This is a genomic window from Bacteroides mediterraneensis (assembly GCF_900128455.1).
GTDB classification, from domain to species: Bacteria; Bacteroidota; Bacteroidia; order Bacteroidales; family Bacteroidaceae; genus Phocaeicola; species Phocaeicola mediterraneensis.
This window is the reverse complement of sequence record NZ_LT635783.1, coordinates 302302-315805: the sequence shown is the minus strand read 5'-3', so window position 1 is coordinate 315805 and position 13504 is coordinate 302302. Positions and strand designations below refer to the sequence as shown.

At 49.7% G+C, this 13504-nt stretch carries 10 protein-coding genes and 1 tRNA gene; 8 read left to right on the top strand and 3 right to left on the bottom strand.

Features of this window, described 5'->3' with window-relative positions:
* Nucleotides 1-330: 330 nt before the first annotated feature.
* From BQ7480_RS01285 to murI, 6 genes are all read left to right on the top strand, one after another.
* Nucleotides 331-1746: a BamI family beta-barrel-assembly machinery protein gene (locus tag BQ7480_RS01285; protein ID WP_139255684.1), complete on the top strand. Its 1416-nt coding sequence runs from the start codon at nt 331-333 to the stop codon at nt 1744-1746.
* A 26-nt stretch (nt 1747-1772) separates the two neighbouring features.
* Complete coding sequence (locus BQ7480_RS01280; RefSeq protein ID WP_072541397.1) at nt 1773-2504, top strand: isoprenyl transferase; 732 nt, start codon at nt 1773-1775, stop codon at nt 2502-2504.
* Between the two features lie 9 nt (nt 2505-2513).
* Nucleotides 2514-5168 (top strand): outer membrane protein assembly factor BamA, encoded by a 2655-nt coding sequence (gene bamA / locus BQ7480_RS01275; protein ID WP_072541396.1) that lies wholly within the window; start codon nt 2514-2516, stop codon nt 5166-5168.
* A gap of 21 nt (nt 5169-5189) precedes the next feature.
* Entirely contained in the window at nt 5190-5705 is a 516-nt protein-coding gene (locus BQ7480_RS01270; RefSeq protein WP_072541395.1) for an OmpH/Skp family outer membrane protein, read from the top strand.
* A 78-nt stretch (nt 5706-5783) separates the two neighbouring features.
* On the top strand, nt 5784-6341 hold the full coding sequence (locus tag BQ7480_RS01265) for an OmpH/Skp family outer membrane protein (RefSeq protein ID WP_072541394.1): 558 nt from the start codon (nt 5784-5786) through the stop codon (nt 6339-6341).
* Nucleotides 6342-6444: 103 nt separating this feature from the next.
* Nucleotides 6445-7290 (top strand): glutamate racemase, encoded by an 846-nt coding sequence (gene murI, locus BQ7480_RS01260; protein WP_072541393.1) that lies wholly within the window; start codon nt 6445-6447, stop codon nt 7288-7290.
* A gap of 17 nt (nt 7291-7307) precedes the next feature.
* On the opposite strand, the gene bglX is transcribed toward murI, so the two are convergent.
* Nucleotides 7308-9593 carry a beta-glucosidase BglX gene (gene bglX, locus BQ7480_RS01255; RefSeq protein ID WP_072541392.1) on the bottom strand — a complete coding sequence of 762 codons (2286 nt, stop codon included), beginning with the start codon at nt 9591-9593 and terminating at the stop codon, nt 7308-7310.
* A gap of 292 nt (nt 9594-9885) precedes the next feature.
* On the opposite strand from bglX, the gene BQ7480_RS01250 reads away from it, so the two are divergent.
* A tRNA-Arg gene (locus BQ7480_RS01250) sits at nt 9886-9957 on the top strand.
* A 67-nt stretch (nt 9958-10024) separates the two neighbouring features.
* Here the strand turns inward: BQ7480_RS01250 and rpsO are convergent.
* A complete protein-coding gene (gene rpsO / locus BQ7480_RS01245) occupies nt 10025-10294 on the bottom strand; it encodes a 30S ribosomal protein S15 (RefSeq protein ID WP_072541391.1) in 270 nt (89 codons plus the stop codon).
* A gap of 113 nt (nt 10295-10407) precedes the next feature.
* Complete coding sequence (locus BQ7480_RS01240; RefSeq protein WP_072541390.1) at nt 10408-11403, bottom strand: cation diffusion facilitator family transporter; 996 nt, start codon at nt 11401-11403, stop codon at nt 10408-10410.
* Between the two features lie 280 nt (nt 11404-11683).
* Between BQ7480_RS01240 and typA the strand changes: the two genes are divergently transcribed.
* Nucleotides 11684-13489 (top strand): translational GTPase TypA, encoded by a 1806-nt coding sequence (gene typA / locus BQ7480_RS01235; protein WP_072541389.1) that lies wholly within the window; start codon nt 11684-11686, stop codon nt 13487-13489.
* Nucleotides 13490-13504 lie beyond the last annotated feature (15 nt).

Sequence of the window (13504 nt, the reverse complement as noted above, 5' to 3'; positions counted from 1 at the left end):
TTCTTAGATTATACATCATTTTCTCATTAAACTTGTTTGCAAAATTATCCGTTCTTACGTGAAATGAATTGCATAAAATTGTTTTATATAGGACAATATCGATTTACAATCTGAAACAAGCCTTCTCTGCCCACTTTCTTTCTCCCCAAGCCCCTGCCCCGACAATATTCCAACCGACCTTTTTCTATTTAACAAAACAGGACAATATGAAACACAGCTTGATAAACCGCATATCACAATATAATTTTATATAAAACTTACTTCAAAAGAGAGGAATCGAAGAAAAACTTTCTACTTTTGCAACTTGTAATTAAAAGAACTCATTTGCAGATGAAAATAAAGTTTTTGCCATTGGTTGTAGCACTCTTTGCCGCAACATCCATAATGACATCGTGTTTGAACAATGATGTAGAACAAATTACTTATACTTCCGAGACCAGCATCACGGGCTTCTCATTGGGGACATTGAACATTGACCGCGTCGGTAAAGACCAGAATGGAAAGGACAGCGCATACGTAGATACACTTAACTGTGCTGATTATCCATTTACCATTAACCAGATGACAAGAGAAATCGAAAATAAGGACTCACTTCCTTATGGCACGCATATTGACAAAGTAATAACGAATATCACTTACGATGCCGGTGCACTGGGCTATCGCCCCAAAGGAGCGGAACGTGACACGGTGTGGACTTCCACCGACTCCATCGATTTCACTGAGCCTGTGGAATTTAGAGTCTACGCCTATAGCGGTGCCATCGGAAAAGCCTATACAATCAAAGTCAACGTACACCAGCAGGTGCCCGACACGCTTGCATGGAAACAATTCAACAACGCGTTCAGTGCCGGAAACCTGAGTGCACAGAAAGCGGTCTACGCCAATGGCAAAGTATTCGTCTTCGGGAAAAACGGAAACAATCCTCACATTGAATTCACCAATGTAGCAGACGACAATCCCACTTCGTGGACACCGGTTACAACCAATGTGCCGGCCGGCATCGACACATATTCTGCTACTGTATGGGCAGGAAACATTTATTTTCTGGCAGGAACAAGCGGGAAACAGCTCTATAAACTCAACGCCGAAACAAACGAGGTCACTGAAGAGAGCACAGAGACTTTCGATATGCTGATTGGAGGGAATGATATCAAAAACGAACTTTATACCGTAAAAGACGGGAAGAGTGGTATATATAAAGGAGGAGCCTGGAGCGCAGACGAGAATGCCTACAGTCAGTTCCCCTCAGGCAAGCCCTTCTTCTCGAACACGGTTACCGCCTCTTACAATGCCGACCTGACTACCACAATAGCCCTGTGCTACAACCAAGGTACCGCTTCCAACGACACGACTGCCCTTGTCTTCAGCCGTACATCAACCGGCAACCAATGGGAGATGAGAATGCAGAACCTGCCATTGCCTAACTTGCAAAATGTGACGATGATATATTATGATGGGAAACTGTATGCTTTTGGAGGGGATTATACACCCAAAAGTATCAGACCTTTCAGCCAGTTCTATTGCTCTATCGACAACGGACTTTGCTGGCGACCGGTGACCGAATGTATGGCATTCCCATCCGATTTCAAAAATTTATATACTACACACCACGGTAACTATTCGTGTGCGGTCACTCCCAAACTGGAAAATAGTACTTCCAAAGGTAACTTCATCTGGATTGTATGGGAAAACGGAGATATCAGCCGCGGACGTATCAACCGACTGGGATTCAACCCGAAGTGGTAAGACATTAACCTTGAAAACAAGAGACTATGTTATATAAAGACCAACTGGATAGAAGCCGGATACCGGCACACATCGCCATCATCATGGATGGCAACGGACGCTGGGCCAAACAACGGGGACAAGCCCGCACGGTCGGACATCAGGCCGGTGCTGAGACCGTACATGTCATTGCGGAAGAAGCAGCACGTCTGGGAGTGAAATACCTGACTCTTTATACATTCTCCACCGAGAACTGGAACCGTCCTGTAGACGAAGTAGCTGCCTTGATGAGCCTGCTCATGGATTCCATCGAGGAAGAGACTTTCATGAAAAACAATATCACCTTCCGGATTATCGGAGATACCGCAAAATTGCCGGACAATGTGCTTGCCCGCCTGAACCAGTGCATCGAGCGCACCTCGAAAAACACGGGTTTGTGTCTGACTTTGGCTTTGAGCTATTCTTCCAAATGGGAAATTACGGAAGCCGTTAAAGCCATTGCCCGCGAAGTGAAAGAAGGCAGACTCGCTCCAGAAGAAATTACTGACCAGACCATCGACCGGAACCTGGCCACTCATTATATGCCCGACCCGGACTTGCTAATCAGAACAGGCGGTGAAATCCGGCTCAGCAACTACCTGCTTTGGCAGTGCGCTTACACCGAACTGTATTTCTGCGACACCTTCTGGCCGGACTTCAAGGCCGAAGAGTTATGCAAGGCTATTTGTGACTTTCAAAAAAGAGAACGCCGATTTGGCAAAACCAGTGAACAAATTTAACAGAGAACAATGCAAAATCGTTTTTCACTTATCCTGCTGATTGCAGCTTGCCTCTCTTCTGTTTCGGTTGGGGGACAGGCGCAAGACAATAATAATACAACTGAACCAAGCAACAAACCGGTTATCCTCTATAACGGAACGCCGAAGAAATATGAAATCGCCGACATCAAGGTCAGCGGTGTGAAGAACTATGAGGATTATGTCCTGATAGGAATCTCCGGCTTGGCCGTAGGACAGACCATTACCGTGCCGGGCGACGACATTACTTCCGCCGTAAAAAGATACTGGCGGCACGGTTTGTTCTCTGACGTGAAAATCGTAGCCGACAAGATTGTGGACAACAAGATTTACTTGTCCATCCAGCTGACCCAACGCCCGCGTATCACCGACATCGTGATTCACGGCGTGAAGAAAAGTGAACGCGAAGATTTGCAGGCCAAACTGGGTATGGCCAAGGGTACGCAGGTAACCCCGAACTTGATTGACCGAGCCAAGATTCTGATTAAGAAACACTTTGATGAAAAGGGATTCAAGAACGCGGAAGTCAATATCATCGAGCGGGAAGACCCGGAAAACAAGGAGCAGGTATATGTAGATGTGAACATCGACAAGAAAGCAAAAGTCAAGGTACACAAAATTACCATCGACGGCAACGAGGTGCTCACCGACAAGAAACTGAAGCGTGTGATGAAGAAGACCAATGAAAAAGGCAAGCTCATCAACCTGTTCCGTGCGAAGAAGTTCATCGAAGAGCGCTACGAAGAAGACAAGCAGAAAATCATCGACAAATATAACGAGCTGGGATACCGTGACGCACAAATCGTTACCGACAGCGTGTCACCTTACGATGAAAAGACCGTAGACGTGTACATGAAAATCTACGAAGGACAGAAATATTACCTCCGCGACATCACGTGGGTGGGCAATACGGTATATCCTTCCGACCTGTTGAACGAACAGCTCCGTATGAAACGCGGCGACGTGTACAACCAGAAACTGTTGAACGACCGTATCTCAAACGATGAAGATGCCATCGGTAACAACTACTACAACCGTGGATATGTGTTCTATCGTCTGGACCCCGTGGAAGTAAACATCGACGGTGACTCCATCGACCTGGAAATGCGTATCACCGAAGGTCCGCAGGCCAGCATCAGCCATGTGCGCATCAATGGTAACGACCGTCTGTATGAAAACATCGTACGACGCGAACTGCGTACACGTCCGGGCGACCTTTTCAGCAAGGAAGCGCTGGAACGTTCTTACCGTGAAATTGCACAGATGGGACATTTCAACCCGGAAAACATCAAACCGGATGTACAGCCGAACTTCCAGGACGGTACGGTGGACATCAACTGGGGACTGGAATCCAAGGCCAACGACCAGGTGGAATTCTCCGCAGGTTGGGGACAGACTGGTGTCATCGGTAAGCTGAGCTTGAAATTCACCAACTTCTCGTTTGCCAACCTGTTCCGCAAGAACGACAACTACCGCGGTATCCTGCCGCAGGGTGACGGACAGACCCTGACCATCAGCGGACAGACCAACGGACGTTACTATCAGTCATACAGCGTATCGTTCTTCGACCCTTGGTTTGGCGGCAAACGACCGAACTCTTTCTCCGTATCGGCCTTCTATTCCGTACAGACCGACGTGAGCAGCCAGTACTACAACTCTGCCTACATGAACAACTACTACAACATGCTGAGCGGTTATGGTTACTACGGAGGATACGGAAACTACTACGACAACTACGAATCCTACTACGACCCCGACAAGTCTATCAAAATGTTCGGTGTATCTGTAGGATGGGGTAAGCGTCTGCGCTGGCCGGATGACTACTTTACTTTGTCGGCCGAACTGTCTTACCAGCGATTCATGCTGAAAGACTGGAGCTACCTCTACATCAAGCTGAACAACGGACAGTATATGAACACCGGTAACTGCAACAACCTGAGCCTGAACCTGACCCTGTCGCGTAACTCTACGGACAATCCGATTTTCCCGCGTTACGGTTCTGAGTTCTCGGCTTCCTTGCAGATTACACCGCCGTACTCTCTGTTCAGCAAGAAGGATTACTCTACTTACGGAAAAGACAACTACCAAGATGCAGCCAGCATGTACAAGTGGATTGAATACCACAAGTGGAAATTCAAAGCCAAAACTTATACGGCCCTGATGGATATTCAGAAATGTCCGGTCATTATGACCCGTACGGAATTCGGTATCCTCGGCCACTTCAACAAGTACAAGCGCTCACCGTTTGAAACCTTCTACGTGGGAGGTGACGGTATGACGGGTTACAGCTACAACTACGCATCCGAAACCATCGCCCTCCGTGGATATGAAAACGGTTCACTCACCCCGTACGGAAGTGAAGGTTATGCTTACATCCGTCTGGGTGCCGAACTCCGCTACCCGCTGATGCTCGAGAACTCTACCAGCATCTATGCCTTGGGCTTCGTGGAAGCCGGTAATGCATGGAACAACGTAACCGACTTCAACCCCTTCAAGTTGAAACGTTCGGCCGGAGTCGGTGTCCGTATCTTCCTGCCGATGATTGGTATGATGGGTATTGACTGGGCATACGGTTTCGACAAGATTGACGGTTCAATGCAATACAGCGGAAGCCAGTTCCACTTTATCATCGGACAAGAATTCTAACACTTAAAAAACCAAAGAATTATGAAGAGACTCGTTTTATCCGTTTTGCTGTTAGTGGCCGCCGTAGGCATGGCCTCAGCACAGAAATTCGCACTGGTAGATATGGAGTACATCCTCAAGCAGATTCCTTCCTATCAACAGGCCAACCAACAGATGGAGTCACTGTCAAAGGAATGGCAAAGCCAGATTGAGGCCAAAGCCAACGAAGCAAAGAAGCTGTATGAAGACTACCAGAAGACAGCAGGCACCCTCTCGGCTGCCCAGAAGACCAGCAAGGAAGATGCCATCGTAGCCAAGGAAAAAGAAGCGGCTGAACTCCGCAAGCAATATTTCGGACCGGAAGGAGAGCTGATGAAGAAACGTCAGGAACTGATTGCTCCGATTCAGGATGCCATCTACAATGCCGTGAAGACCATCGCCACCCAGCGTGGATATGATGCCGTGATTGACCGTGCATCGGCCCAAAGCATGATTTTTGCCTCTCCACGCATCGATATCAGCAATGAGGTTCTTGCAAAACTAGGATATTCAAATTAATTTTATACATTTGCAGCCGGGGTTTATAAAGACCATTTTTACATTGAAATAATTAATAACAAATAGAAACTTGAAATTATGTTGAAGAAAATTGCTTTTTTACTTTTGCTCATCGCACCGATGAGTGTATTCGCACAGAAGTTTGCGCATTTCAAATCTATGGATATCATCCCGGTAATGCCGGAATACGCAAAGGCACAGACTGACATCCAGACCATGCAGAAACAATACGAAGACGAAATCAAACGTGCTTCCGATGAATTCAACAAGAAATATGCAGAATACCAGCAGGAACAGAAGAACTTGCCGCAGAACATTCAGGAACGCCGCCAGAAAGAATTGCAGGACCTGAGCGAAAAGGGCATGCAGTTCCAGCAGGACGCCCAGCAGCAGCTGCAGAAAGCATACGCTGACATGATGGAACCCATCTACAAGAAAATGGAAGATGCTGTAAAGGCTGTAGGTAAAGCCGGTGCGTACACTTACGTATTCGACCTGAACCGTACAGACATCCCTTACATCGATGAAACTCAGTCAAAAGATATTACCAACGACATCAAGACCAAACTGGGCATCAGCCTGACTGCCGTTCCGGCTACTCCGGCTGCCGCTCCTGCAGCTACTCCGGCTCAGTAAGCAAAGGTTCTTTGTCGTCCTGACTTCTCATGTCATTCAGAGAAACACGGAAAGGTTTCTCTGAATGACATTTTTCTTTTCAACCACTTCAACCGTTTTATCCATGCATCCGCTATCCGCTCCCCACACCGGCCCCATCGGAGTCTTCGATTCCGGCTACGGAGGCCTCACCATCCTTGGAAAGTTCATCGAACACCTGCCACAGTACGACTACCTGTACTTGGGCGACAACGCCCGCGCCCCCTACGGCACGCGTTCGTTCGAGGTGGTCTACGACTTTACCCTCCAGGCGGTCAAGAAACTGTTCGAACTGGGTTGCCCGCTGGTGATTCTGGCCTGCAACACAGCCTCGGCCAAAGCCCTCCGCAGTATCCAGCAGAACGACCTGCCCCATCTGGACCCCACCCGGCGCGTGCTGGGAGTAATCCGTCCCACAGTGGAATGCATCGGCGACATCACGCGCAACGGACACGTAGGCTTGCTGGCCACGGCAGGCACGGTGCGTTCCGAATCCTATCCACTGGAAATCAAAAAAATTTATCCCGACATTCAAGTGACGGGAATGGCCTGCCCCATGTGGGTGCCGCTGGTAGAAAACAAGGAATACGATGGAGACGGAGCCGACTATTTCGTGAAAGAATACATTGATGCCATCCTGCAAAAAGACCCGGACATCGACACACTGATTCTGGGATGCACCCACTATCCGCTGCTGCTGCGCAAGATACGGCAGTTCACCCCACCCCACATCCAGCTGGTGACCCAAGGCGAATACGTGAGCGAAAGCCTGAAAGACTATCTTTCGCGCCACCCGGACATGGATGCCCGCTGCTCGAAGAACAAACGGCGGGAATTCCTCACCACAGAATCGGAAGAGAAGTTCCGCGAGTCCGCTTCCGTTTTCCTGCACAGCGCCGACGTACACGTGCGCAACGTCGTGCTTGAATGACAAAAAATGGCCCGGCCTTATTCCGCCACAAAAGCAGCCCGTTGCACATTGCGGCTGTCCGGGCCCACCATCACTTCGAACTCTCCCGGTTCATATCCATATTCCAGACGAGAGTTATAATACTTCAAATCCTCGTCATCCAGCACGAACTCTACCTTCCGCGTTTCTCCTTTTTTGAGAAATATCCGCTGGAAAGCCTTCAGCTCCTTCACCGGACGGGCAATTTCGGCATACACGTCGTGCAGGTACAGCTGGACAATCTCTACTCCGTCGTACCGGCCCGTATTCGTCACGGGCACCGTCACCTTGAGCTGTCCGCCCTCAGGCATACGCTCCGCACTCAGCTGCAAACCACCGTAGCGGAACGTCGTATAGCTCAAACCATAGCCGAACGGATACAGCGGTTCGTTGCTCTGGTCAATGTAATTGCTGGCATAACGGTTGAAACAGGTGTCATCCGCATCCGGACGCCCGGTATTCAGGTGATTGTAGTACAGCGGCAACTGCCCTACGGCACGCGGGAAACTGGTAGTCAGCTTTCCGGAGGGAGACACTTCCCCAAACACCACATCGGCAATGGCATCGCCTGCCTCGCTGCCGGCAAACCACACATTCAGGATGGCCGGCACATGCGCAGCTTCCCAGCACAAATCCAGCGGGCGCCCAGTGAACAACGCCAGCACCACCGGCTTTCCGGTAGCCACCAGTGCTTTCAGCAAATCCTGCTGTGCATCCGGAAGCCGAATCTCCGTACGCGAAGCAGATTCCCCGCTCATCTCGGCACACTCGCCCAGTGCCGCCACAATCACATCTGCCGAGGCCGCCACACGCAACGCCTCCGCCCGCAACTGACGGTCATCCCCACGCACCAACGGACGCGGGCCCACCGCTCCTTTCTCCGTATCCTCACTATAATACAGATTACTACCTTTGGCATAAGAAACCGTTGCCCTGTCGCCCACGGCACGGCGGAACGCCTCATACATCGTCACATGCCGGTCGGTCGCACAATTCATGCTCCACGTGCCACACATGTTGTTCTGCGCATCCGCCAGCGGACCAATCAGCGCAATGCGTCCTTTCTTCTGCAAAGGCAAGAGCTGCCCGTCGTTCTTCAGCAAGACAAAAGTCTCCGCAGCAATCTCACGCGCCGCCTTGCGGTGTGCTTCCGTAAACAGCTCCTTCCGTGCACGCAACGTATCGCAGTATTTATACGGGTTCTCAAACAGCCCCAGCTTGTACTTGGCCTCCAACACCCGACGGCAAGCCTCGTCAATGCGCTCCTGCGTCACCGCCTTGTCCTTCAGGGAAGCCTCCAAGGTATGCAAGAAGCCATGCGCCACCATATCCATGTCCGTCCCCGCATTTAAGGCACGGGCAGAAGCCTCCTGCAAGTCGGCCACCCCGTGTGTCTTCATCTCCTGAATGGAATTGTAGTCTGTCACCACAAACCCCTTGAACCCCCATTCGTTCCGCAGCAAATCGGTAAGCAGCCACTTGTCGGCCGTCGCCGGCACGCCGTTGATGGTATTGAACGAGCTCATCACCGAGCCTACTCCGGCATCCACCGCTCCTTTGTACGGACGGAGATACACATTGTACATCCGGTTGCGGCTCATATCCACCGAATTGTAGTCGCGCCCCGACTCCGAAGCCCCATAAAGGGCGAAATGCTTCACGCAAGCCATGATTTCATCGTTCCGCTTCATGCCGTCGCCCTGATAACCGCGCACATACGCCCCCGCCATCAACGCACCGAGGTACGGGTCCTCCCCGCTTCCTTCCGCCACACGCCCCCAGCGGGCATCCCGGCAGATATCCACCATCGGGCTGAACGTCCAGCTCACCCCGTCGGCACTGGCTTCCGTGGCAGAAATACGCGCCATGCGCTCCACAGCCGCCGTATCCCAGCTGCACGACAACGCCAGCGGAATCGGGAAAATGGTCTCATACCCATGAATCACATCGGCCCCCACCATCAACGGAATACCCAGACGGCTTTCCTCCACCGCCATGCGCTGAAGCTGATAGATTTTGCCGACTCCTTTCACATTGAAGAAGCCGCCCACCTCCCCGGCACGGATGGCCTCCGCCAGCTGGCTGTTCTTCACCGCCCCCGACACCAGATCGTTTCCTGCCGGCAGATTCAACTGCCCCAGTTTTTCCTGTAACGTCATCCGCCCCATCAGGTCGCTGACAAAACGGTCCATTTCCGCATCCTTTCCTCCGTTTCCCGAGGAACTGCATCCTGCCACGGCCAGCAACAGGAGGCTTGCTTTCACAAACTGACTTATTTTTCCCATAGAATCAATAGCTTTTATATTCTGACCTCCAAAAGTATCATTTTTTCGAACATAACCGGCTGAAAATCCACGGATTATTTTGCCCGGAAAAACGCACTTGCGTTTACTCCAAAACGTAAGGACGTTTTCATTGAAACGCAAGGACGTTTAGAGGAAAACGCAAGTGCGTTTTTTGGAGGCGTTTCCACAGCCGGAAAAAGGGAGGAAAATAGCCGAAAAATCAGGCGAAAACCGCTTTTTTCAAACCAAAGGCAGGAATATTCAATAAAAAGACTTACTTTTGCGGAAAGTTGCCCTTGTAGTTCAACGGATAGAATAGAAGTTTCCTAAACTTTAGATTCGGGTTCGATTCCCGACGAGGGTACAAAAAAACAAGCCGCTCTTCCCGGAAGGAAAAGCGGCTTGTTTTTTTGCCTGCAGCAAGTAACGGATTACTTACGAAGACCAAGTTCTTTGACAATGTTACGATATCTTTCGATATCACGGCTCTTCAGGTAGTTCAGCAAAGAACGACGCTTACCTACCAAAGTTGTCAAAGCTCTTTCAGTGCTATAATCTTTTCTGTTGAGCTTCATGTGCTCAGTCAGGTGAGAAATACGGTATGAAAACAATGCTATCTGCGCTTCAGGTGAGCCAGTATCAGTGTTAGACTTTCCGTACTTTCCAAAGATTTCTTGTTTTTTAGCTGCGTCTAAATACATAATTTGACTGTTTATTAAAATGTATAAATTTGATTTGCGGATGCAAAGGTAAGCATAATCTTTCAGACTACAAGCGTTTTACGACTTTTTTTCACAAACAAGTCAAAAAGGGTTCAAGCCTTCAGCTCATTGGCATGTTCAATGAAAGTGGCCGATGTAATCGGTTCAATCTGCTTAAATTCCATTTTGCGTGTCACACATTTCAGGCAAGGGCAGTTCCGGCATTTTGCCTGTGCAAAAACAGTACACGGATCCAAATGTATCGTCAGCTGAATCCGGTCGGCATATTTCTTTTCCAGAATGCGTTTCAAACGGGCCCCTTCACGATGACCCTCTTCAATGGTATAAAACCAGGGAAGCGTCAAATCACAATCCATATACAGGTAACTTCCATACTTGATGACTTTGGCATTGTGAATATCTATCCAGTCGGGCGAACGCTTCTCATTCAGTTCCCGGGCGATATCGTTCAGCAAAGCCTCATCCGCCTTGTCCAGCAGATTCGCAATCGTCTTGCGCAAGATGGAAATTCCCGTCACGATGATAATTCCTCCGAACAGGAAGGCCAGCACACTGTCAATCCAAACTATTTTAGTGAAATAGAGCAAGAGCAACCCTGCCACCAGTCCGATGGTAGAATACGTATCCGACTGCAGATGCTTCCCCCCTGCAATCAAGGCCATCGAATTATAGCGTTTCCCGATACGCACACTATACCAGCCCATCAGGTAATTGACCAGTCCGGAAAAAGCGACGATGTAGATACCCACATCCAATTTCTGTATACCCACCGGGAAAAACAAGTGCGATACCCCCTCATACACAATCAGCACCCCGGCAAACGTAATCAGAATGCCTTCGACGGAAGCCGAAATCTGTTCCATTTTTCCATGTCCGAAAGGGTGGCTTTTATCTTTGGGCCGTGCCGACCAATGCAGGCTGTAAAGGCTGACGGCCCCCGCCACTACATTGACAATACTTTCCATGGCATCCGTCAGGATTCCTACAGAATTAGTCAGCCAATAGGCTGCGAACTTTCCAATCAGTATCAAAAAAGAAATCAACACAATTCTTTTTTGCACTCTTTGCTTAAGCTGTTCCTCGTTCATCTCTTTTCACTTTTTCACAAACGGACCGCAAAGTTAGTAAGTTCCTACGGAAAAGTGACCTTCATTTGCAGAATTTACTCCGCAAAAATCTACCGAAGCCTGTTTCAATCCCCCCGGAAGGCATCTTCCGACCAGCCCCAAATCCTCTTTCCCCAAACTGAAGCAGAATAAAAAAGTGAGAAGCCGATAAATCCGTAAGGGTTCACCTGCTTATTCTTTTTATTTACAATAATTTTTTCGAAGAAAAATCGTACCTTTGCACACAAATTATAGGTATAGTATGCAAGATATTAGAAACATTGCCATTATTGCTCACGTTGACCACGGGAAAACCACGCTCGTGGACAAGATGATGCTGGCGGGACACCTGTTCCGCAATGACCAGACCAACGGTGAACTGGTATTGGATAACAACGACCTGGAACGGGAAAGAGGTATCACCATCCTTTCCAAAAACGTTTCCATCAATTACAACGGTACGAAAATCAACATTATCGATACTCCGGGACACGCCGACTTCGGTGGAGAAGTGGAACGTGTCTTGAACATGGCCGACGGATGTATTCTGCTGGTAGACGCCTTCGAAGGCCCGATGCCGCAGACCCGCTTCGTGCTGCAGAAAGCCCTTCAAATCGGACTGAAACCGATTGTAGTGGTCAACAAAGTGGACAAGCCGAACTGCCGTCCGGAAGAAGTGTACGAAATGGTGTTCGACCTAATGTTCAGCCTCAACGCCACAGAAGACCAGCTGGACTTCCCCGTGCTCTACGGTTCGGCCAAGAACAACTGGATGGGCGAAGACTGGAAGACGCCGACGGGTACCATCACCCCGCTGCTGGATGCCATCGTGAAATACATCCCGGCTCCGCAACAGCTGGAAGGTACGCCGCAGATGCTGATTACCTCGCTCGACTATTCTTCCTACACGGGACGTATCGCCGTAGGCCGTGTGCACAGAGGTACCCTGAAAGAAGGCATGAACATCACCCTGGCCAAACGTGACGGCACCATGGTGAAGTCCAAAATCAAGGAAGTACATACTTTCGAAGGACTGGGACGCAAGAAAGTGGAATCCGTATCTTCGGGCGACATCTGCGCCATCATCGGTGTGGAAGGCTTCGAAATCGGTGATACCATCTGCGACTTCGACAATCCGGAACCGCTGCCACCTATCGCCATCGACGAACCGACCATGAGCATGCTGTTCACCATCAACGACTCTCCGTTCTTTGGAAAGGAAGGTAAATATGTGACTTCCCGTCACATCCACGACCGTCTGATGAAAGAGCTCGACAAGAACCTGGCTTTGCGCGTACGCAAGACCGAAAACGAAGATGGAAAATGGATTGTATCCGGACGTGGTGTGCTCCACTTGTCTGTGTTGATTGAGACCATGCGCCGTGAAGGTTACGAACTTCAGGTAGGACAGCCGCAGGTTATCTACAAGGAAATCGACGGTGTGAAGTGCGAACCGATTGAAGAGCTGACCATCAGCGTGCCCGAAGAATTTGCCAGCAAGATGATTGATATGGTTACCCGCCGCAAAGGTGAGATGGTGTCCATGGAAACACAGGGCGACCGTGTGAACATCGAGTTCGACATGCCGTCGCGCGGTATCATCGGTCTGCGTACCAACGTGCTGACTGCTTCTCAGGGTGAAGCCATCATGGCTCACCGCTTCAAGGAATACCAGCCGTTCAAAGGTGACATCCCTCGCCGCACCAACGGCTCCATGATTGCCATGGAATCGGGAACTGCCTTTGCCTACGCCATCGACAAGCTGCAAGACCGCGGTAAGTTCTTCATCTATCCGCAGGACGAGGTATATGCCGGACAGGTGGTAGGTGAACACGTACATGAGAACGACCTGGTGGTCAACGTAACCAAATCAAAGAAGCTGACCAACATGCGTGCTTCCGGTTCGGACGACAAGGCCCGTATCATTCCGCCGGTCATCTTCTCACTGGAAGAGGCACTGGAATACATCAAGGAAGATGAATACGTGGAAGTGACTCCGAAGAGCATGCGTATGCGTAAAATCATCCTGGATGAGACGGAACGCAAGCGTGCCAACAAGAATGCATAATCGCACATTTCTGAA